General features: G+C 51.7%; 20 protein-coding genes, 2 tRNA genes and 2 other RNA genes. 15 read left to right on the top strand and 9 right to left on the bottom strand.

The window, feature by feature from the left end; translation table 11 throughout:
* Positions 1-140: 140 nt before the first annotated feature.
* From K8W53_RS15270 to pnuC, 6 genes are all read left to right on the top strand, one after another.
* Positions 141-216, top strand: a tRNA-Lys gene (locus tag K8W53_RS15270).
* 131 nt (positions 217-347) lie between these two features.
* A tRNA-Lys gene (locus K8W53_RS15265) sits at positions 348-423 on the top strand.
* Positions 424-452: 29 nt separating this feature from the next.
* Positions 453-578, top strand: a non-coding RNA gene (locus K8W53_RS15260) — RtT sRNA.
* Between the two features lie 128 nt (positions 579-706).
* Positions 707-832, top strand: a non-coding RNA gene (locus K8W53_RS15255) — RtT sRNA.
* A gap of 294 nt (positions 833-1,126) precedes the next feature.
* Positions 1,127-2,170 (top strand): quinolinate synthase NadA, encoded by a 1,044-nt coding sequence (gene nadA / locus K8W53_RS15250; protein ID WP_017442253.1) that lies wholly within the window; start codon positions 1,127-1,129, stop codon positions 2,168-2,170.
* 24 nt (positions 2,171-2,194) lie between these two features.
* Complete coding sequence (gene pnuC, locus K8W53_RS15245; protein WP_000345367.1) at positions 2,195-2,914, top strand: nicotinamide riboside transporter PnuC; 720 nt, start codon at positions 2,195-2,197, stop codon at positions 2,912-2,914.
* Here the strand turns inward: pnuC and zitB are convergent.
* Together zitB and K8W53_RS15235 are read right to left on the bottom strand one after the other, a co-directional pair.
* A complete protein-coding gene (gene zitB / locus K8W53_RS15240; RefSeq protein ID WP_023224468.1) occupies positions 2,911-3,849 on the bottom strand; it encodes a CDF family zinc transporter ZitB in 939 nt (312 codons plus the stop codon). The two genes, pnuC and zitB, sit on opposite strands and share 4 nt — an antisense overlap.
* A gap of 110 nt (positions 3,850-3,959) precedes the next feature.
* Entirely contained in the window at positions 3,960-4,346 is a 387-nt protein-coding gene (locus K8W53_RS15235) for a YbgS-like family protein (RefSeq protein ID WP_000784380.1), read from the bottom strand.
* 319 nt (positions 4,347-4,665) lie between these two features.
* Between K8W53_RS15235 and aroG the strand changes: the two genes are divergently transcribed.
* On the top strand, positions 4,666-5,718 hold the full coding sequence (gene aroG, locus K8W53_RS15230; protein WP_023195909.1) for a 3-deoxy-7-phosphoheptulonate synthase AroG: 1,053 nt from the start codon (positions 4,666-4,668) through the stop codon (positions 5,716-5,718).
* 93 nt (positions 5,719-5,811) lie between these two features.
* Here the strand turns inward: aroG and K8W53_RS15225 are convergent, their stop codons facing one another.
* Entirely contained in the window at positions 5,812-6,357 is a 546-nt protein-coding gene (locus K8W53_RS15225) for a FumA C-terminus/TtdB family hydratase beta subunit (protein ID WP_000970374.1), read from the bottom strand.
* Between the two features lie 14 nt (positions 6,358-6,371).
* On the bottom strand, positions 6,372-7,217 hold the full coding sequence (locus K8W53_RS15220) for a fumarate hydratase (RefSeq protein ID WP_000086831.1): 846 nt from the start codon (positions 7,215-7,217) through the stop codon (positions 6,372-6,374).
* 129 nt (positions 7,218-7,346) lie between these two features.
* On the opposite strand from K8W53_RS15220, the gene K8W53_RS15215 reads away from it, so the two are divergent.
* Complete coding sequence (locus K8W53_RS15215) at positions 7,347-8,237, top strand: LysR family transcriptional regulator (RefSeq protein ID WP_000405927.1); 891 nt, start codon at positions 7,347-7,349, stop codon at positions 8,235-8,237.
* Here the strand turns inward: K8W53_RS15215 and K8W53_RS15210 are convergent, their stop codons facing one another.
* The gene (locus K8W53_RS15210; protein WP_000282118.1) at positions 8,238-9,221 is read right to left on the bottom strand and encodes a LysR family transcriptional regulator; all 984 of its coding nucleotides are present in this window, start codon (positions 9,219-9,221) and stop codon (positions 8,238-8,240) included.
* Between the two features lie 221 nt (positions 9,222-9,442).
* On the opposite strand from K8W53_RS15210, the gene K8W53_RS15205 reads away from it, so the two are divergent.
* The 7 genes from K8W53_RS15205 (at position 9,443) to K8W53_RS15175 (ending at position 17,160) form a co-directional block, all read left to right on the top strand.
* Complete coding sequence (locus K8W53_RS15205; RefSeq protein WP_023195908.1) at positions 9,443-10,711, top strand: SLC13 family permease; 1,269 nt, start codon at positions 9,443-9,445, stop codon at positions 10,709-10,711.
* Positions 10,712-10,760: 49 nt separating this feature from the next.
* Entirely contained in the window at positions 10,761-11,009 is a 249-nt protein-coding gene (locus K8W53_RS15200) for an oxaloacetate decarboxylase subunit gamma (RefSeq protein WP_001089087.1), read from the top strand.
* Positions 11,010-11,024: 15 nt separating this feature from the next.
* Positions 11,025-12,794, top strand: a complete 1,770-nt coding sequence (gene oadA, locus K8W53_RS15195; RefSeq protein WP_052938531.1) for a sodium-extruding oxaloacetate decarboxylase subunit alpha — start codon at positions 11,025-11,027, stop codon at positions 12,792-12,794.
* 12 nt (positions 12,795-12,806) lie between these two features.
* Complete coding sequence (locus tag K8W53_RS15190; protein WP_023205680.1) at positions 12,807-14,108, top strand: oxalacetate decarboxylase subunit beta; 1,302 nt, start codon at positions 12,807-12,809, stop codon at positions 14,106-14,108.
* A gap of 118 nt (positions 14,109-14,226) precedes the next feature.
* Positions 14,227-14,925, top strand: a complete 699-nt coding sequence (locus K8W53_RS15185) for a triphosphoribosyl-dephospho-CoA synthase (RefSeq protein WP_001005993.1) — start codon at positions 14,227-14,229, stop codon at positions 14,923-14,925.
* Positions 14,926-15,304: 379 nt separating this feature from the next.
* On the top strand, positions 15,305-16,384 hold the full coding sequence (locus K8W53_RS15180) for a FecCD family ABC transporter permease (RefSeq protein WP_052939220.1): 1,080 nt from the start codon (positions 15,305-15,307) through the stop codon (positions 16,382-16,384).
* Complete coding sequence (locus tag K8W53_RS15175; RefSeq protein WP_001214710.1) at positions 16,384-17,160, top strand: ABC transporter ATP-binding protein; 777 nt, start codon at positions 16,384-16,386, stop codon at positions 17,158-17,160. The genes K8W53_RS15180 and K8W53_RS15175 overlap by 1 nt, the downstream gene beginning before the upstream one ends.
* A gap of 90 nt (positions 17,161-17,250) precedes the next feature.
* Here the strand turns inward: K8W53_RS15175 and gpmA are convergent, their stop codons facing one another.
* From gpmA to galT, 4 genes are all read right to left on the bottom strand, one after another.
* Complete coding sequence (gpmA, locus tag K8W53_RS15170; protein ID WP_000301554.1) at positions 17,251-18,003, bottom strand: 2,3-diphosphoglycerate-dependent phosphoglycerate mutase; 753 nt, start codon at positions 18,001-18,003, stop codon at positions 17,251-17,253.
* 223 nt (positions 18,004-18,226) lie between these two features.
* Positions 18,227-19,267 carry a galactose-1-epimerase gene (galM, locus tag K8W53_RS15165; RefSeq protein ID WP_000931428.1) on the bottom strand — a complete coding sequence of 347 codons (1,041 nt, stop codon included), beginning with the start codon at positions 19,265-19,267 and terminating at the stop codon, positions 18,227-18,229.
* Positions 19,261-20,409: a galactokinase gene (galK, locus tag K8W53_RS15160; protein WP_001049367.1), complete on the bottom strand. Its 1,149-nt coding sequence runs from the start codon at positions 20,407-20,409 to the stop codon at positions 19,261-19,263. Before galK ends, galM begins: the two co-directional genes overlap by 7 nt.
* 2 nt (positions 20,410-20,411) lie before the next feature.
* The gene (gene galT, locus K8W53_RS15155; RefSeq protein WP_000187473.1) at positions 20,412-21,458 is read right to left on the bottom strand and encodes a galactose-1-phosphate uridylyltransferase; all 1,047 of its coding nucleotides are present in this window, start codon (positions 21,456-21,458) and stop codon (positions 20,412-20,414) included.
* Position 21,459 lies beyond the last annotated feature (1 nt).

Genomic DNA, 21,459 nt, shown 5'->3' with positions numbered 1-21,459 from the left:
TTAACATCAAACTCAGATGTTGAACGTGAAGGATAACGTTGCGTCAGCAACGGCCTGTAGGGCAAGGCGAAGCCGAGTCATCCTGCACGACCCACCATCTTTAGATGGTCCGAGTAAAATCTTTCAGGCAGCACCCGTATGGGTCGTTAGCTCAGTTGGTAGAGCAGTTGACTTTTAATCAATTGGTCGCAGGTTCGAATCCTGCACGACCCACCAATATACAAGGTGGTAACTGGTAGAGAACGTGAAGGATAACGTTGCGTCAGCAACCTGTAGGGCGAGGCGAAGCCGAGTCATCCTGCACGACCCACCATCCTGAATGATTGAAGCTGTAACCCTTATCCAAGGGGTCGTTAGCTCAGTTGGTAGAGCAGTTGACTTTTAATCAATTGGTCGCAGGTTCGAATCCTGCACGACCCACCAATGTAAAAAAGCGCCCTAAAGGCGCTTTTTTGCTATCTGCGATATGGAAGATTCGAACCTGCCGCAGGTTCGGGTCGAACGCAGTGAGACAACGGAGCCGTTTACGGCGACGGCCCGAAGGGCGAGCGAAGCGAGTCATCCTGCACGACCCACCAATTTAACATCAAACTCAGATGTTGAGCGTGAAGGATAACGTTGCGTCAGCAACGGCCCGAAGGGCGAGGCGAAGCCGAGTCATCCTGCACGACCCACCAATGTAAAAAAGCGCCCTAAAGGCGCTTTTTTGCTATCTGCGATATGGAAGATTCGAACCTGCCGCAGGTTCGGGTCTCATGCAGTGAGACAACGGAGCCGTTTACGGCGACGGCCCGAAGGGCGAGCGAAGCGAGTCATCCTGCACGACCCACCAATGTAAAAGAGGGCGCTGGCGGCGCCTTTTTGCTATCTGCAATATGGATGATTCGAACCTGTCGCAGGTTCGGGTCTTGCCTGATGCGCTGCGCTTATCAGGCCTACAGACGGCACCGCTCATGTAGGCCTGATAAGACGTTACGCCGCCATCAGATACGGGGCTACGTAATTATTGTGACTTTCCTTATTGAATCAGCTATCTTGTTTAGCATATAAAACAAATTAACCGATTGTGGCGTTTATTACGCTTTCATTCGGTTGTTTCGTTAAGTCAGTAAAACGAGAAGCCACGATGAGCGTAATGTTTGACCCACAAGCCGCAATCTACCCGTTCCCGCCGAAACCAACGCCGTTGAACGACGATGAAAAGCAATTTTATCGTGAGAAAATCAAGCGCTTGCTCAAAGAGCGCAATGCCGTCATGGTGGCGCACTACTACACCGATCCGGAAATTCAACAGTTGGCAGAAGAAACCGGCGGCTGTATTTCCGACTCACTGGAAATGGCCCGTTTCGGCGCGAAGCACGCCGCATCCACGCTACTGGTAGCGGGCGTACGGTTTATGGGGGAAACCGCCAAAATCCTCAGCCCGGAAAAAACCATTCTTATGCCTACCCTGGCGGCGGAATGTTCGCTGGATTTAGGCTGCCCAATAGACGAATTTAGCGCTTTTTGTGATGCGCATCCTGACAGAACCGTAGTGGTCTATGCTAACACCTCGGCTGCTGTTAAAGCGCGTGCGGACTGGGTTGTGACCTCCAGTATCGCCGTAGAACTGATTGAGCATCTGGATAGTTTGGGGGAAAAAATTATCTGGGCGCCGGACAGACACCTGGGGAATTACGTGCAAAAACAGACCGGGGCCGATGTACTGTGTTGGCAAGGGGCGTGTATCGTGCATGACGAGTTTAAAACCCAGGCGTTGACCCGTTTAAAAAAAATCTATCCCGATGCCGCTATTCTGGTTCACCCTGAATCGCCGCAGTCCATTGTCGAAATGGCCGATGCGGTGGGCTCCACCAGTCAGCTTATTAAGGCGGCAAAAACGCTGCCGCACAGACAGCTTATCGTGGCGACCGATCGCGGCATCTTCTACAAAATGCAGCAGGCGGTGCCTGAAAAAGAGCTGCTTGAAGCGCCCACGGCTGGCGAGGGGGCGACCTGCCGTAGCTGCGCGCACTGTCCGTGGATGGCGATGAATGGCCTGAAAGCTATTGCTGAAGGGCTGGGGCAGGGAGGCGCGGCGCATGAAATACAGGTTGATGCGGCGCTACGCGAGGGCGCATTACTGCCCCTCAACCGGATGCTGGATTTTGCGACTACACTTCGGGCGTAAAGACGGAAATCTTTGGGGGAGAGAATGGATTTTTTTAGTACGCACAACATACTGATTCATATTCCGATTGGCGCTGGCGGGTACGATCTCTCGTGGATCGAAGCGGTAGGAACCATCGCCGGCCTGCTCTGTATTTGGCTTGCCAGTCTGGAGAAGATCAGCAACTACTTTTTTGGACTGGTTAACGTCACTCTGTTTGCGATTATTTTCTTTCAGATCCAGCTTTATGCCAGCCTGTTGCTGCAACTCTTTTTCTTTGCCGCCAATATTTATGGCTGGTATGCGTGGTCGCGGCAAACAAAGGATAATCAAGCCGAGCTTAAAATCCGCTGGCTGCCGTTGCCAAAAGCAATGGCATGGCTGGCGATATGTGTGATAGCTATCGGTTTGATGACGCGATATATCGATCCCGTATTCGCCGTCCTGACGCGCGTGGCCGTCGCCATTATGCAGATGCTGGGGTTACAGGTGACAATGCCCGTACTGCAACCGGACGCTTTCCCGTTCTGGGACTCTTGCATGATGGTGCTGTCTATCGCGGCGATGATTCTGATGACACGTAAATATGTCGAAAACTGGCTCCTGTGGGTGGTAATCAACGTGATCAGTGTGGTGATTTTTGCTTTGCAGGGCGTCTATGCGATGTCGCTGGAATATCTGATCCTGACATTTATCGCCGTGAACGGTAGCCGCCTGTGGATAAACAGCGCGCGGGAGCGAGGATCGCGCGCGCTTTCCCGTTAATGGTGATGAACATGCCCGGATGACGTCTGATTCAGATGACAGTCCGGGCCGTGACACACTTGATACTCCATCTGAATCGTAGCGTGCGCAATATGGTATTCGTGCATCAGAAAATCCTGGATACGTTCCAGCAGCGCATCATGGTCGTGTGGCGGAATGACCTGAGCGTGCAATGTCATGATCGGTTTTTCGCCGACCATCCAGACATGCACATGGTGTACGTTGCGGACTTCGGGGATTTCCCGGCTTAAATGGCGCTGTAAGGCATTAATATCCAGCGAAACCGGCGCGCCTTCCAGCAATTCGTTGACGCTATCTTTTAACAAACGCCAGGCGCTGCGTAGCACCAGTACCGAAACCAGAATAGAGAGAATCGGGTCCGCTGGCGTCCAGCCTGTCCAGATAATGATCAACGCGGCGACTATTGCGCCGACGGAACCCAGCAAATCGCCCATCACATGTAGCGCGGCAGCGCGCACGTTCAGGTTTTTTTCATCGCTTCCCCGATGGAGTATCCAGAACGCAAACAGGTTCGCCAGCAGACCCGCAACCGCAATCACCATCATCAGATTGCCCGCCACCGGACGTGGCGTGTAAAAGCGCTCTATCGCTTCCCAGACAATGAGAAGGGTAATGACCACCAACGCAATGGCATTCACAAAAGCCGCCAGTGTGGTGAGTCTTAGCCAGCCAAAAGTGTGGCGAACAGTCGGGGGACGACGGGAAAATTGAACCGCCAGCAGCGCAAAGAGAAGGGCCGCCGCGTCGGTGAGCATATGTCCCGCATCCGCCAGCAACGCCAGAGAGCCGGAGAGTATCCCGCCCACCACCTCAAGGAGCATAAATCCGGCAGTGACGATAAAGGCGAAAAGCAGGCGACGAGCATTATTATCTTTCGGCAGGTGTGAATCGGCATGAGAGTGTGAGTGCGCCATAACGTCATTCCTTTGTTATTCTCATCAATACTGTAGACATCATACTGATTTTTCGCTGACAAAATAAAAAGGAGAGCGAAAGCTCTCCCGTTATCAGACTTTTTTCTGCATTACTGTGTGGTACCGTCGGTTTTGGTATTCACGTCATTATTGACGCCATTACCGGTTTCCACTTTTTTATTAATATCCGGGCAGCGACCGTCTTTACACATGGTATTTTTATGCTCTTCATCCTTGGTCATTCCGTCATGATTCATGGTTGAACCGTCTGGATGCTGCATCGTGCTGTTAGTATTGCCGTTGGTATTGATGTCGTTGTTATTCACATCATTCGGCGCTACATTCTGGCGGGCGTCCGGGGCAACCTGACCGGCATTTGCCGCCGAGTTCGCCTGGCCATTACTGGATTGCGCGTTAGATTCAGCAGCTAACGCTGCGCCGCTGGCAAGGCCGAGGGTAGCGGTGAGTAAAAGCGTAGTCAGTTTTGTCATTTTCATAAGATGCTCCTGTTATGGTGGATATGTCGGATAACCTCTTCCAACAGTGCACGTGTCAGTCAAATCCTCAAATAAGGGATAAAAAGCGTTCGCCGCCGCGGGTTAACGCAGCAGAGAATCTTGCAATAATTCATAAACAGAGTGGTTACAGTTAAAAAGTGTAGGTTAGATCCCATTTTTCGCTACATTTGTGCGTTTTTTTCCTGAATTCCAGGATTATTCCGTTCAAAGTGTAAAAGCCCGTTTACACTATTTAATTGAAGAGATAGATTGGAGGGATTGCATTCATTGGGATAAGTACGGCAACACTGGAATAAACATGAATTATCAGAACGACGATTTACGCATTAAAGAAATCAACGAGTTATTACCTCCGGTCGCGCTGCTGGAAAAGTTTCCCGCCACGGAAAATGCAGCAAATACCGTTGCTCACGCGCGCAAAGCTATCCATAAAATTCTCAAAGGCAATGACGATCGTCTGCTGGTGGTGATCGGTCCTTGTTCAATTCATGATCCGGCAGCGGCGAAAGAGTATGCCGCCCGTTTGCTGGCGCTACGTGATGAGCTTCAAGGCGAGCTTGAAATTGTCATGCGTGTCTATTTTGAGAAACCGCGTACCACCGTCGGCTGGAAAGGGCTGATTAACGATCCGCATATGGATAACAGCTTCCAGATTAACGACGGTCTGCGTATTGCGCGCAAACTGCTGCTGGATATTAACGACAGCGGCCTGCCTGCCGCCGGCGAATTCCTCGATATGATCACGCCGCAATATCTGGCCGATCTGATGAGCTGGGGCGCCATTGGCGCGCGGACTACTGAATCCCAGGTTCATCGCGAACTGGCGTCTGGCCTCTCTTGTCCGGTCGGTTTTAAAAATGGTACTGATGGCACGATTAAAGTCGCCATTGACGCCATCAACGCCGCCGGCGCGCCGCATTGCTTCCTCTCCGTCACTAAATGGGGTCATTCGGCGATTGTGAATACCAGCGGCAACGGCGACTGCCATATCATTCTGCGCGGCGGTAAAGCGCCAAACTATAGCGCGCAACATGTTGCTGAGGTGAAAGAAGGCCTCATCAAAGCGGGACTGATGCCGCAGGTCATGATCGATTTCAGCCATGCCAACTCCTGTAAGCAATTTCAAAAGCAGATGGAGGTTTGCGCCGATGTCTGCCAGCAGATAGCGGGCGGTGAAAAAGCGATTATTGGCGTGATGGTAGAGAGTCATCTGGTAGAAGGAAACCAGAGTCTGGAAAGCGGTCAGCCGCTGACCTACGGTAAAAGCATTACTGACGCCTGTATTGGCTGGGAAGATACCGATGCGCTGCTTCGTCAGTTGTCGGCAGCGGTAAAAGCCCGTCGCGGCTAAGTTTAGTTTCTATCCTGTGGTGAAGTGCAGGATAGAAAACATATCGGTCCGGTAACAGCCTACCGGACCGATATTGCCAATATTAATGTATTATTATTTGGCGTACTTAGGTACTTCCTGCTTCTGGAGGGTATTTCCTTCCGAATCAATTCCTACAATGACTCTATAGCGGTCAAAATATAACTTCTTAATGGATTCTGTTCCTAATTCTTCGTAGGCAACAATTTCTACTGATTTAACATGTTTTGTATTAATTGCAGACGCTCCTCCAATCCCGAGTAGCGAAACCCCACCGTATTTTTTACAAAGCTCAGCGACATAATCAGCACGATCGCCTTTGCCAAGAAACGCAGTTGCCCCTTGTTGAAACATCATTTCTACAAATGGGTCCATACGCGCGGCCGTTGTAGGACCGTTGGAGCCAATAGGTAAACCAGGTCTGGCAGGGCAGGGGCCAGCATAGTAAATCGTTTGGTTTTGAAAATCGACTGGTGATTTTTCTCCGTTACTAAGCGCTACTTCGATTTTTTTATGCGCGGCGTCACGGCAGGTGTAAGCAAATCCAGTGAGAAATAATATATCGCCGACCTTAAGAGTTTTCGCTTTCTCTTTAGTCAATGGTAATGTTAATTCCATCATAGCTTCTCCAGGTATTAAATGATTTCACTAGCGTGGCGGCTTGCATTACATTGGAAATTGATTGCGACTGGCAGTGCAGTGATATGGCAAGGATAGTAATCGACATGCACGCCTAACGCCGTAATACGCCCGCCCATACCTAAAGGGCCGATCCCTGTATTATTCACGGCCTCTAATAATTCAGCTTCGAGCTGGGCATAAAGTGGCTTAGCATTGAACTCACCAAGAGGGCGTAATAATGCTTTCTTCGCCATCCACGAACAGTGATCCATTGTACCGCCAACGCCGATACCAATAATATAAGGAGGGCATGGATTGCCTCCTACACGACGGACAGTTTCCAGAACAAAATCTTTTATACCATCAATACCATCGCCGGGAAGCAATGTTTTAAAAGTTCCCATATTTTCGCTACCGCCGCCCTTTGGCATAACGGTAATTGTCACTCGGTCACCATCAACAATTTCAGTATGTAAAATTGCAGGAGTATTATCATTAGTATTAATACGTTCTAATGGATCTGCAACCATGGATTTTCTTAAGTATCCATTTTCATAGCCCTGGCGAACACCCTGGTTCACCTGATCTTTAAGCGGCTTACCTTCCCAGCATACATGTTGTCCAATTTCCATTATAACGATACAAGTGCCGGTATCATGGCAGCATGCAAGTTGTTCTTTTTTTGCATACTCTCCATTATCAATTAATATCTTAATGGTTTCCTTGCCGATCTTTGACTCTTCTTTATCATATGCTTTACGAAAAGAACACATGAGATTATCATCCAGTTCATAACAAGCTTTTTTTACAAGTTTTTCGATAACCGGAATGATAATTTCTGTATTTAATATACGACTCATACTCCCTCCAGTGCTATGTTGCATTGTTTTATCCATTGATCACATTTTCATGATATTCGTATTCATTGTAGGAAGGAAATATGTTATTTTTATTAAATGATAAATTTTATTTATAGTAGTGGAAAATAGATGGAAATTAGACAATTAGAATATTTTGTAAGCGCTTCTTTGTTAGGTAACTTAACCAGAGTTGCTGAGCGGCATTTTGTTTCTCAACCTAATATCACCATTGCTATTAAGAAGTTAGAGACTGAATTAGGGGTGACATTATTTGATAGAAAGAAAAATAAACTTGTCCTTACTGAGGAGGGCATGTTTTTCTTACAAAAAATTGAACCTATCCTTATTGCGTTAAAAAATAGCGTAGCGGAAATGAAAGATTATCGTAATGAAAATGGTGGCATAGTAACTTTGGGGATCCCACCGATGATAAGTTTGTTTCTTTTTTCACCGCTCTTCAAGCATTTCCGAGAGATTTATCCAGAGATGGAACTCTCTCTTGTTGAAGAGGGGACTTTTGGTTTACATGATAAACTTTCTGCTGGAGAGCTGGATCTTGCTATTGTTATTATTAATGACTGTCCAAAAGAATTAGTTACGGTACCATTAATGACTCAGCAGCACGTGGTATGTATGTCAGATAAACATCCTCTGGCAAAAAAGGATAGTATCGATTGGGAAGATCTACAATATGAGCCATTGATACTAATGAAAAAAGATTCCTGGCATAGAAAAACGATTATTGAAGAATGTACAAAGCGAGGAATTCATACACATATTTTTCTATCATCAAACAGGGTTCAAACCAACATAGATCTGGTTGCTAAAAATGAAGGAATTTCTTTCATTTTGGACGCTGTCGATCTTAAAGCCGAAAAAGTAATAACCAAGGCCATGACTGAGCCGACTTATGTTACGATTGGTTTGGCCTGGAAGAAAGATAAATATTTATCATATGCAACCAGAGCATTAATTAAATTTATTGAGGATTATATTAAAGAACATTTTACAATTAAATAATTATATTTGTTCTTCAACAAAAATTTCCCATAGCTCTTCGGCATCTGGAGGCATTCTCTTGGCTGGTCTATAAAGTCTTATTTCTATGGGGACCCATAAATTGCTTTCTTTTTCCGCTGCAGTAACAATAGTTTTAGCCTCTATATCTTGCCTGGCAAGGCTTTGAGGTATCCAGGCAACACCGTCGCCAGATCTGACCATTGCCAATAGTGTTGCTGCCAGATCGGCCACAAAGGCAACATTTATATTATGGGTAATTCTGTTAATAGACGCTGTATTTGCTATTATTCTTCCCAGACCTGATTGTGATGAAAAAGAAAGGTAAGGGAATTGAGTCTTATTATTTATATTCCACAACGGTTTTAACGTTTCTGAGTCTGGTTTACTGAATGGAATTAATGTATCAAACCCAAGACGAATGTTCATAAAGTTATTTTTATTTAAATTTAGATGCATATGTGGGTGATGGTGACACAGCAAAAATTGTGAATCTCCCTGCCGCATCATTTTTTCGCACGCATTCAATGAGTCAGATAAAAGACGAAATGAACCAAATTTTGCAATTTTATCACTCTGTTTTAACAAATGCGGTACAAAAGAGAAAGACAAAGCATGCGTTGCTGAAAAAACAAGACTGGGTTGTTTATTACCTGCGGCCTCAAGGGTATCACTTTTCAATGTGTACAAGGAGTGGATCAGTTCGGGAAGCTGGTCTGTAAATACTTCTCCGGCCTTGGTAAGGGTGACTCCCCGTTTACTTCTTTCAAAAAGGGGCGTACCCACCCATTCTTCGAGAGATTGTATCCGACGACTAAATGCGGGTTGAGTCACATATCTTGAGGCAGACGCTTTTGAGAAATTCAACGTTTCTTTTAGAGCCAGACAGTCTTCGAGCCATGTTAGTTCGAGGTGATGCCGATATTGCATAAGCTGCAACCTTATTAGCATTGGATGAGTTTCATTTATATAAGTAGCATTATACACAGACAGATTTTAAGAGGAAATTATTTGATTAAACAGAAACAAAAGCAGTAAGAATATGTTATGCCTTTGTCGGGTAAGTGTTGTTATTTATGTGAGTGTATTCTTTCTCAATAGAAATTAATTAGATGTAATTTTAGTATAACATGTGATTTATGCTTGTTGCAGTTGTATTCATGACTGTAATGAGTTGTTTTTGTACCCTAATAATATAAGGACTATACATGTCACCAGCGATTATTACTTTGTTGGTTTTAGTGGTTGCAATAATTATCTTTGTTAGCGATCGTCTTCCTATGGGATTAGTTGCATTTATGGTCCCAATGGCACTTTATTTTACCGGTGTTATCGATGCTAAGGATATTTTTGCTTCAATCGTAAATGCGAATGTTATTCTTATCGTCGCCATGTGTGTACTCGGTGCGGCATTTTTTAAAACAGGTTTGGCATGGCAATCAAGTAAAATTTTACTAAAATATGCTAAAACAGAAAGAAGCCTTAGTGTATTGATTTTTCTTATTGGTGGAGTTATGTCTGCCTTTGTTTCTAATAGCGGAACAGTTGCTGTGCTAATTCCTATTGTTTTAGGTATTGCCGCCAGTAGTCAGATTAAGCCTATTAAACTTCTTATGCCTCTGGTTTTTGGGGCAACAATCGGTGCTGATATTTCTATTATCGGTTCGCCAGGAAATCTGATTGCTAAAAATACTATTGAAACTTTTAGTAAGGGAAGTCTGTCGGTGCCATTTTTCGAATACGCTAAAATTGGTATTCCTTTGCTGATTGCATGCTCTATATTTCTCTATTTCTTCGGTTCAAAACTCATCGCAGATCGTGAGGGAAATACACAATCTGATTCTCAAATGGATTATAGCCAAATTCCGGCTTGGCATAGAAATTTAACTTTAGCCGTTTTTATCCTGGCTATCGCTGGAATGGTGGCAACTGATTATATTAAGTTTCTGCCTCCAATGCATATTATTGCGTGTTGTGCGGCTATTGTTCTTGTATTTGCTGGCGTTTTGACACAAAAGGAAACTTTTAATTCTTTTGAAACGCTAACTGTTTTCATGCTTGCGTTTATGATGCCTTTAGGAGCCGCGCTTAATTCTACTGGTGCTGGAGAAATGATTGCCAATGCCGTTATTTCAGTAACCGGAGATTCTGGCGTTATGATTATTATGGCATCATTGTGGATACTTACATGGGCTTTGACTCAAGTTATGAGTAACACTGCAGCATGTACGTTGTTATGCCCGGTAGGGTGGACTATCGCACAGTCTATTGGCGCAGACCCTCGTGCAGTTGTTATTGCTGTTTTTATTGCGAGTAGTGTTGCTGTTTGTACCCCAATGGCTATTCCAGCAAACTCAATGATTATTGGCCCGGGGAATGTTAAATTTAAAGATTTCTTAAAACCCGGATTGGCGATTAGTTTGGTTTGTTTTATCGTTAGTATGATTTTACTACCGGTATTTTATCCCTTCTATTAATGCCTGATATTACTTTTCTATTTTAGATTATTAAATTTGAGACTTTATTATGAATAGTTCGGTGCTATTAGGTGAAGGCTTCACTCTGATGTTCCTCGGCATGGGGTTCGTGCTGGCGTTTCTGTTCCTGCTGATTTTCGCCATCCGCGGCATGTCCGCCGCCGTCAACCGTTTCTTTCCTGAACCGGTCCCGGTACCGAAGGCGGCACCTGCCGCCGCCGCGCCCGCTGACGACTTTGCCCGCCTCAAGCCGGTGATTGCCGCCGCTATCCACCACCATCGCCGCCTTAACCCTTAATTTACGGAGGAATCCATGACCATTGCCATTACCGACGTCGTCCTGCGTGACGCCCACCAGTCCCTGTTCGCCACCCGCCTGCGCCTTGACGACATGCTGCCGATTGCCGCTCAGCTCGACGACGTGGGCTACGGCTCCCTCGAATGCTGGGGCGGCGCCACCTTTGACGCCTGCATCCGTTTCCTCGGCGAGGACCCGTGGCTGCGCCTGCGCGAACTCAAAAAAGCCATGCCCAAAACCCCGCTGCAGATGCTGCTGCGCGGCCAGAACCTGCTCGGCTACCGCCATTACGCCGACGACGTGGTGGAACGCTTCGTCGAACGCGCGGTGAAAAACGGCATGGACGTGTTCCGCGTCTTCGATGCCATGAACGACCCGCGCAATATGAAAGCCGCCCTGCAGGCGGTGCGCAGCCACGGCGCGCACGCCCAGGGGACCCTGAGTTACACCACCAGCCCGGCGCACACGCTGCAGACCTGGCTGGACTTAACCGAACAGCTGTTAGAGACCGGCGTCGACTCGATTGCCATCAAGGATATGTCCGGCATTCTCACTCCGATGGCGGCGTATGAGCTGGTGAGCGAAATCAAAAAACGTTTTGAGGTGCGCCTGCACCTGCACTGTCACGCCACCACCGGGATGGCGGAGATGGCCCTGCTGAAGGCTATCGAGGCGGGTGTTGACGGCGTGGACACGGCAATTTCCTCCATGAGCGCCACCTACGGCCACCCGGCCACCGAAGCGCTGGTGGCGACGTTGGCAGGTACTGAGCACGACACCGGGCTGGATATCCTGAAGCTGGAAAATATCGCCGCATACTTCCGCGAGGTGCGCAAAAAGTATCACGCCTTTGAAGGCCAGCTGAAGGGCTACGACAGCCGTATCCTCGTGGCCCAGGTGCCGGGCGGAATGCTCACTAACCTCGAAAGCCAGCTGAAGCAGCAGAACGCGGCGGACAAACTCGACCAGGTGCTGGCGGAAATCCCCCGCGTGCGCGAGGACCTCGGCTTTATCCCGCTGGTGACCCCGACCTCGCAGATTGTCGGCACCCAGGCGGTGCTCAACGTCCTGACCGGCGAGCGCTACAAAACCATTGCCAAAGAAACCGCTGGCATTCTGAAAGGCGAATACGGCCACACTCCGGTGCCGGTAAACGCGGCACTGCAGGCCCGCGTGCTGGACGGGGGCGCTCCGGTGACCTGCCGCCCGGCGGACCTGCTGAAGCCGGAACTGGCTGAACTGGAAGCGGACGTCAGGCGCCAGGCGCAGGAGAAGGGCATTCAGCTTGCGGAAAACGCCATCGACGACGTCCTCACCGTGGCGCTGTTCCCGCAAATCGGCCTCAAATTCCTTGAGAACCGCAATAATCCGGCGGCGTTTGAGCCACTGCCGCAGGCGGAAGCCGTGCAGCCGGTGGCAAAAGCAGAGAAGCCTGCCGCCTCCGGTATCTACACCGTCGAAGTGGAAGGCAAAGCCTTTGTGGTGAAGGTCAGCGACGGCGGCGATATCAGCCAGCTCACTGCGGCTGCACCTGCTGCCTCTTCTGCTCCTGCCACCGCCCCGGCAGGCGCCGGCACACCGGTCACCGCGCCGCTGGCGGGCAACATCTGGAAGGTGATTGCCACCGAAGGCCAGACGGTGGCCGAAGGCGACGTGCTGCTGATTCTGGAAGCCATGAAGATGGAAACCGAAATCCGCGCCGCGCAGGCCGGGACGGTACGCGGCATCGCGGTGAAGTCCGGGGACGCGGTCTCCGTGGGCGACACCCTGATGACGCTGGCGTAACGGAGAACTGAAATGGAAAGTCTGAACGCCCTGCTTCAGGGCATGGGGCTGATGCACCTTGGCGCAGGCCAGGCCATCATGCTGCTGGTCAGCCTGCTGCTGCTGTGGCTGGCGATAGCGAAGAAGTTCGAGCCGTTGTTGTTGCTGCCGATTGGCTTCGGCGGCCTGCTCTCCAATATCCCGGAAGCGGGCATGGCGCTGACCGCGCTGGAGAGCCTGCTGGCGCATCACGACGCCGGGCAGCTGGCGGTGATTGCCGCGAAGCTTAACTGCGCGCCGGACGTGCACGCCATTAAAGAGGCATTAGCGCTGGCGCTGCCCTCCGTCCAGAGCCAGATGGAGAACCTGGCGGTGGACATGGGCTACACGCCGGGGGTGCTGGCGCTGTTCTATAAAGTGGCGATTGGCTCCGGTGTCGCGCCGCTGGTCATCTTTATGGGTGTGGGCGCGATGACCGACTTCGGCCCGCTGCTGGCGAATCCGCGCACCCTGCTGCTCGGCGCGGCGGCGCAGTTCGGCATCTTCGCCACCGTGCTGGGGGCGCTGACGCTGAACTACTTCGGCCTGATTGCCTTCACCCTGCCGCAGGCGGCGGCCATCGGCATTATCGGCGGCGCGGACGGCCCGACGGCGATTTATCTGTCGGGCAAACTGGCGCCGGAGCTGCTGGGGGCCATCGCGGTGGCGGCGTACTCGTATATGGCGCTGGTGCCGTTAATCCAGCCGCCGATTATGAAGGCGCTGACCACGGAGACGGAGCGCAAAATCCGCATGGTGCAGCTGCGCACGGTGAGTAAGCGGGAAAAAATCCTCTTTCCGGTGGTGCTGTTACTGCTGGTGGCGCTGCTGCTGCCGGACGCCGCGCCGCTGCTGGGGATGTTCTGCTTTGGCAATCTGATGCGTGAAAGCGGCGTGGTGGAGCGTCTGAGCGACACGGTACAGAACGGGCTGATTAATATCGTCACCATCTTCCTCGGACTGTCGGTGGGCGCGAAGCTGGTGGCGGACAAGTTCCTGCAGCCGCAGACGCTGGGCATTCTGCTGCTGGGGGTGGTTGCCTTTGGTATCGGGACGGCGGCCGGGGTACTGATGGCGAAGCTGATGAACCTGTGCAGTAAGAACAAAATCAACCCGCTTATCGGTTCGGCGGGGGTGTCGGCGGTGCCGATGGCAGCCCGCGTATCGAACAAAGTGGGGCTGGAATCAGACCCGCAGAACTTCCTGCTGATGCACGCGATGGGGCCGAACGTGGCGGGGGTGATTGGCTCGGCGATAGCCGCCGGGGTGATGCTGAAGTACGTGCTGGCGATGTAAATCTGTTCCTTTCCCGGAGGCGGCGCGTTGCGCCTGTCCGGGCTACCGGATTGCATGGATCTGTAGCCCGGACAGATGCGCAGCATCGCCTCCGGGAATGTCCCATAAGGAGACTTTGATGAATGAAACCATAGCATTTCGTCCGGAAGGCCGGGCATCGACAAAAGATGTGGTTGTCAATTACACGCTGGCGTCACTGGACGAGCTTGAACAACTGCACCCGGCGCTGAATCTGCTGGCGCACCCGTCAATCGTCCGTGGCAGCCATGATTTCTTTGTCCGTTGTTATGACGCGGGCGTACAGCATGCGCAGGCCGGGGCGGCTGAAACGGTAGCGGTTTTGCCTGATTCGCTGCCACAAGAACGGCAAAGGAGCGGGCTGCTGTGTGCCGCAGCAGGTCGTCTGGATGCCCTGCGCCAGCCGCTGACGCACAATCGTTTATGTGACCTGGCCAGTCAGTTCTGTGCTGGCATGGCAGATGTTGACAGCGAAACCCGCAGCGGTTTTTATACCGTGCGCAGCATATCGCTGCCGGTTTACCGGCGGCTGTTGCGGGATCAACATTCTCACGGTGTCTGCCTGCAGCAGGCTCTGCTGCACCTGCTGGCCTGGAAGAGCGATTCCCCCTGGGCGCGGCAGCAGGCGCAGCGGCTGCTCTGGCAGGGCGGCGTGCTGGGCGATAAAGGTGAGTTTGCGCTTATGACGCTGGATGATGAACTGCGGGAGCGCCAGATTGAGTGGCCCGGGCTGTGGTCGCTGCTGGCCGTCACCGGGTTTCTGGCGAAATTCCCTGCCGGACCGATATTTGCTGACTGAAAAATGAGGACTGCTGACAATTATCTGTTGTGTTGGCATTTCTGCGAGAGGCAGCTAGCGCTTTGCCTGACTTACGAAACGAGAATATCAACAGATTACGTACTTTTTGTAGGTCCGTGGTTGGAACATTGCCACCTGGTTACACGTTGTCAGCAGCCTCAAGCGTGGATGGCTCCACGCTTTTTTTGTCTATGGAAAACCCCCAGCCAGGCCCTGTCTCTTGATCAGGAGATCTGATCAAGAGACAGGGCTATGCCGGAGGATATTTATTGGAAACCGATGAGATAGGCCACCGTGTCATCAATCGAAATATAAATAAATATATAACGAAATAATTCGGCGCTATAATTCTCTTCTGATTAATAACGTAGCCCGAACCATGACCTGTCAGGACAAATCACTTTTAGCCCCCGCTCTCGCTTCCACGCCCGTCATTCCGCGCTATCGCCAGATCATACGCAAACGGGCTGTGCTCATGTTAGCTATTGCGTTGGCGATGATGGCTTCACTGATGGTGGATGTAACCTGTGGGTCTTCTGGTTTACCGCTCAGTGCGCTATGGCAGGCGCTTTTTCAACCGGAAAAGGTGAATGCGGGCATACACGTTATTGTCTGGGATATTCGTTTACCCTATGCCCTGATGGCCCTACTGGTGGGCATGGCGTTAGGGTTAGCGGGCGCCGAAATGCAAACCATTTTAAATAATCCGCTGGCGACGCCGTTTACCCTTGGCGTATCGTCCGCAGCGGCTTTTGGCGCTGCGCTGGCGATTGTGTTGGGGATCGGTATTCCCGGTATTCCTGCCACCTGGTTTATCCCGGCCAATGCGTTCATCTTTGCGCTTTTATCCGCGTTACTCATGGACGGTATTACCCGTTGGACAGGCGTCGCCGCATCCGGAGTGGTGTTGTTCGGTATTGCGCTGGTATTCACCTTTAACGCGTTGGTCGCCATTATGCAGTTTGTGGCTGATGAAGATACGCTGCAGGGGCTGGTATTCTGGACGATGGGGAGCCTGGTCCGCGCGTCGTGGGAAAAATTGGGCGTACTGGCCGTGGTGTTTATTGCTGTGCTTTTTTGCGCGTTACGAAGCGCCTGGCAACTCACGGCATTACGTCTGGGCGAAGAGAGGGCGATGAGCTTTGGGATTCATGTCCGCCGTTTACGCCTGCTGTCATTGTTGCGTATCAGCTTGTTATCAGCGCTGGCGGTAGCTTTCGTCGGGCCGATTGGTTTTATTGGTCTCGTTGCACCGCACATTGCGCGAATACTTTTGGGGGAAGATCACCGTTTCTACCTTCCGGGCAGCGTGCTGATAGGCGGGCTGGTGTTATCGCTGGCCTCTATTGCGGCGAAAAATAGTATTCCGGGCGTCATGGTGCCGGTGGGGATTGTCACCTCGCTGGTCGGGGTTCCGTTCTTTTTAAGCATTGTATTGCGACATCGGGGGAGTCTCTGATGCGCGGGTTAATGCTCCGCTCATTTAGTGCCGGCTATTCCACTCAGCCAGTTATTGCAGACCTCAACGTTCCCTTACTGCCGCGCGGGAAAATTACCATTTTGCTGGGGCCGAACGGCTGTGGTAAATCGACGTTACTACGTTCGCTGGCCGGGCTGAATAACGCCGACGGCGAGGCGCTGCTTGATGGCGAAGATCTCATGTCGTTATCGTTTGCCGAGCGGGCGCAGAAAGTTGTGTTTTTGCCGCAGTCATTACCGCAGGGCGTACATCTGCATGTACTGGAGTCGATTATCGTGGTACTGCGGGCATCAGGCGGCAGAGACAATGCGCAGGGCAGAGCGCAGATACTGGCTATCCTTGAGCAATTGGGCATAACGCATCTGGCGTTGCAGTATCTCGACCAGCTTTCCGGCGGTCAGCGGCAGTTAGTGGGTCTGGCGCAATCGCTGATTCGTCGCCCTGAACTTCTGTTGCTGGATGAGCCGCTCAGCGCGCTGGATTTAAACTATCAGTTTCACGTAATGGATCTCGTGCGTCGGGATACCCAGGCGCAAAATAGGGTGACGATAGTCGTGGCGCATGACATTAATATTGCACTGCGTCATGGTGACCATGTCCTGATGCTAAAAGACGGTAGGCTGGTCGCCAGCGGCGCGCCGGAGACGGTGATTACTGCGGAGCGTCTGGCTGAAGTGTACCGGGTACGAGGACGCGTGGAGCGCTGTTCGCAGGGGAAATTGCAGGTGGTGCTGGACGGCGTGATCGCTGTTTAAGACATATTGCCTGATGGCGCTGCGCTTATCCGGCCTACCCATTGCTCGTAGGCCGGATAAGGCAGTTATACCGCCATCCGGCAAAGGTGATTATTTCGCTTTACCCTGATTCGCCACGGCAGCCGCTTTCGCAGCGATCTCGTCAGCGTTGCCCAGATAGTAATGTTTGATCGGCTTGAAGTTTTCGTCGAACTCATACACCAGCGGAACGCCGGTCGGGATGTTTAACTCAAGAATCTCATCTTCACTCATGTTATCCAGGTATTTCACCAGCGCACGCAATGAGTTACCGTGAGCGGCGATGATCACGCGCTCACCGCTCTTCATACGCGGCAGGATGGTGTCGTTCCAGTAAGGAATAACGCGGTCGATGGTCAGCGCCAGACTTTCGGTCAACGGCAGCTCTTTCTCGCTCAGTTTGGCATAACGTGGATCGTGACCCGGATAACGCTCATCATCTTTGGTCAGTTCCGGCGGCGTCACGGCAAAACCGCGGCGCCACTGCTTAACCTGCTCGTCACCATATTTTTCTGCCGTTTCCGCTTTATTCAGCCCCTGCAACGCGCCATAGTGACGTTCATTGAGTTTCCAGGATTTTTCCACCGGTAGCCACGCCTGATCCAGTTCATCCAGTACGTTCCACAGCGTATGGATAGCGCGTTTCAGTACGGAAGTGTAGGCAAAATCAAAGCTGAAACCTTCTTCTTTTAGCAGTTTACCCGCTGCTTTTGCTTCGCTTACGCCTTTTTCAGACAGGTCAACATCATACCAGCCGGTGAAACGGTTCTCTTTGTTCCATTGACTTTCACCGTGACGTACCAGAACCAGCTTAGTTACAGCCATACTCTCACTCCTATAAATCATATGTAATGATAATAATTCTCATTATATTGCCGCGAGGTGTTGGCGGCAATGCTTACGCATAACCATAGCGAAAATAGTGGCGCAGTGTAAGGTTCTTGTGAACTCAGAGTTGCGATTTTGTCTTTAAGTGGTGGAGGTTTGAGCAGGGCAATGGCGCGTAGGCCCGATAAGCTTGCGTCATCGGGCATGTAGCGGCATATCGTTAGAACGGAATAAACTGATACTCGGTCAGGCTGGCGTACTCCTCGCCAGGGCGAAGGATACAGTCAGGCTGCGGCCATTCAGGATGATTCGGGCTGTCCGGCAGCAGTTCGCTTTCCAGCGCCAGCCCTTGCCAGTCGGCATAAGGTTCCGGCCCGCGGGAAGGTGTACCCGCCAGATAATTGCCGGAATAAAACTGTAGCGCCGGGGCGGTGGTGTAAACCATCATTTGTAGCTTTCCATCCTGTGACCACAGACGGGCCGCCGGCTTTTTGCCATCACCCTGCGTCTGTAGCAGGAAAGCATGATCGTAGCCTTTAACCTTGCGCTGATCGTCATCGGCGAGAAACTCGCTGGCAATGACTTTTGGCATCCGGAAGTCAAACGAGGTATTGGCTACCGATTTTAGCCCCTGGCGTGGAATACCGGATTCATCTACCGGCAGATACTCATCCGCCAGAATTTGCAGCTTATGCTGGCGCACGTCGGTCCGATCGCCGTCCAGATTAAAATAGACGTGGTTGGTCAAATTCACCGGACAGGGTTTATCGACCGTCGCCCGGTAGGTGATGGAGATTCTATTGTCATCGGTCAGACGATATTGCGCCGTGGCGCAAAGATGGCCAGGAAAGCCCTGGTCGCCGTCATCAGAGGTGAGCGCGAATAATACCTGGCGATCGTTCTGGTTCACAATTTGCCAGCGGCGCTTGTCAAAGCCTTCCGGTCCGCCGTGTAGCTGGTTCTCGCCCTGGCTTGGGCTTAACTGTACGGTTTCGCCGGCAAACGTATAACGGCTATTGGCGATACGGTTCGCGTAACGGCCAATAGAGGCGCCGAGGAATGACGTCTGTTCAGGGTAGTGTTCCGGGCTGGCGCAGCCCAGCAATGCTTCCCGAACGCTGCCGTCAGACAGCGGAATACGGGCGGAAAGAAGAGTGGCTCCCCAGTCCATCAGCGTTACCACCATCCCTGCGCTATTGCGCAGGGTTAGCAGGCGGTACGGTTGACCATCGGGGGCCAGTGCGGGCGTTTCATTTAGCACTGTCCTGCTCCTTGTGACGGTTTGCATACATAAAAGGTTTCTTTGATTCCGGTTTTCGCTTCGTACTGTTGCGCAACGGCCTGCCGAACAGCGGGAACCAGATCTTCCGGGATCAGCGCGACAACACAGCCGCCAAAGCCGCCGCCGGTCATGCGCACGCCGCCTCGATCGCCGATGGTCGCTTTGACAATGTCTACCAGCGTGTCTATCTGCGGGACGGTAATTTCGAAATCATCGCGCATTGAGGCATGGGACTCCGCCATCAGTTGGCCCATACGTTGCAAATCACCTTTCTCCAGCGCGCTTGCCGCTTCAACGGTGCGCGCATTTTCGCTCAATACATGGCGAACGCGTTTTGCGACTACCGGGTCCAGTTCGCTGGCGACGGCATTGAACGCCTCAAGGCTGACATCGCGCAGGGCCGGCTGCTGGAAGAAACGGGCGCCGGTTTCGCACTGTTCACGGCGGGTATTATACTCGCTGCCCACCAGCGTGCGCTTAAAGTTACTATTGATGATCACCACGGCGACACCTTTCGGCATGGAAACCGCTTTGGCGCCGAGCGTACGGCAATCAATCAGCAACGCATGATCTTTTTTGCCGAGCGCAGAGATGAGCTGATCCATAATGCCGCAGTTACAGCCGACAAACTGGTTCTCGGCCTCTTGTCCGTTGAGCGCAATTTGCGCGCCGTCCAGCGGCAGGTGATAAAGCTGCTGGAAGACGGTGCCCACCGCCACTTCCAGCGAGGCGGAGGAGCTTAACCCGGCGCCCTGCGGCACATTGCCGCTGATGACCATATCCACGCCGCCAAACGCGTTGTTACGCTGTTGCAGGTGTTTCACTACGCCGCGCACATAGTTAGACCACTGCTGGCTATCGTGGGTCACGATCGGCGCATCCAGTGAAAATTCGTCCACCTGATTGTCGTAATCGGCGGCAATCACCCGTACGGTACGATCGTCGCGCGGCGCACAGCTAATTACGGTCTGGTAATCGATAGCGCAGGGCAGAACAAAACCATCATTGTAATCAGTGTGCTCGCCGATCAGATTGACGCGGCCTGGCGCCTGAATCGTGTGGGTGGCAGGGTAGCCGAAAATTTCAGCAAACAGCGCGCGCGTTTTCTCTTTCAGATTCATTTTTATACTCCGGATTCGCGAAAATGGATGTCGCTGACCGCGCGCAGGCGTTCAGCCGCTTGTTCTGCGGTTAAATCACGCTGGGTTTCCGCCAGCATTTCATAGCCGACCATAAATTTACGGACGGTCGCAGAGCGCAGCAGCGGCGGATAAAAGTGTGCGTGCAACTGCCAGTGTGCGTTTTCTTCACCGTTAAACGGCGCGCCGTGCCAGCCCATTGAGTAGGGGAAGGAACACTGAAACAGGTTGTCATAACGACTGGTCAGCTTTTTCAACGCCAGCGCCAGAGAGTCGCGCTGCTCGTCGCTTAAATCGGTAATGCGCAGGACATGCGTTTTGGGTAACAGTAGCGTTTCGAACGGCCACGCCGCCCAGTAAGGCACCACCGCCAGCCAGTGTTCGGTTTCGACCACGGTGCGGCTGCCGTCCGCCAGTTCTCGCTGGACATAATCCACCAGCATTGGCGAACGCTGTTCGGCGAAATAGGCTTTTTGTAAACGATCTTCGCGTTCGGCCTCATTCGGCAGGAAGCTGTTGGCCCAGACCTGGCCATGCGGATGCGGGTTCGAACAGCCCATCGCCGCGCCTTTATTTTCAAAGACCTGCACCCACGGATAGGTTTTGCCTAACTCGGCGGTCTGCGTTTGCCAGGTTCTGACGATTTCCGTCAGCGCGGGCAGGCTCAACTCCGGCAGCGTTTTACTGTGATCGGGAGAAAAGCAGATCACGCGGCTGGTGCCGCGCGCGCTCTGACAGCGCATCAGCGGATCGTGGCTGTCCGGCGCATCCGGCGTATCGGCCATCAGCGCCGCGAAATCGTTAGTAAAGACGTAAGTCCCTTTGTAATCGGGATTTTTATCGCCGGTGACACGCGTATTGCCCGCACACAGGAAGCAGTCGGGATCGTGGGCCGGCAGCATTTGCTGAGACGGCGTTTCCTGCGCCCCCTGCCAGGGGCGCTTTGCGCGATGCGGCGAAACCAGAACCCACTGGCCGGTAAGCGGGTTATAACGGCGATGCGGATGATCGATGGGATTAAATGGGGTCATA

The organism is Salmonella sp. A29-2 (assembly GCF_020150755.1).
In the GTDB taxonomy this organism is placed as follows: domain Bacteria; phylum Pseudomonadota; class Gammaproteobacteria; order Enterobacterales; family Enterobacteriaceae; genus Salmonella; species Salmonella enterica.
The sequence above is the reverse complement of the archived record's forward strand: the minus strand, read 5'-3'. Positions and strand labels throughout refer to the sequence as shown.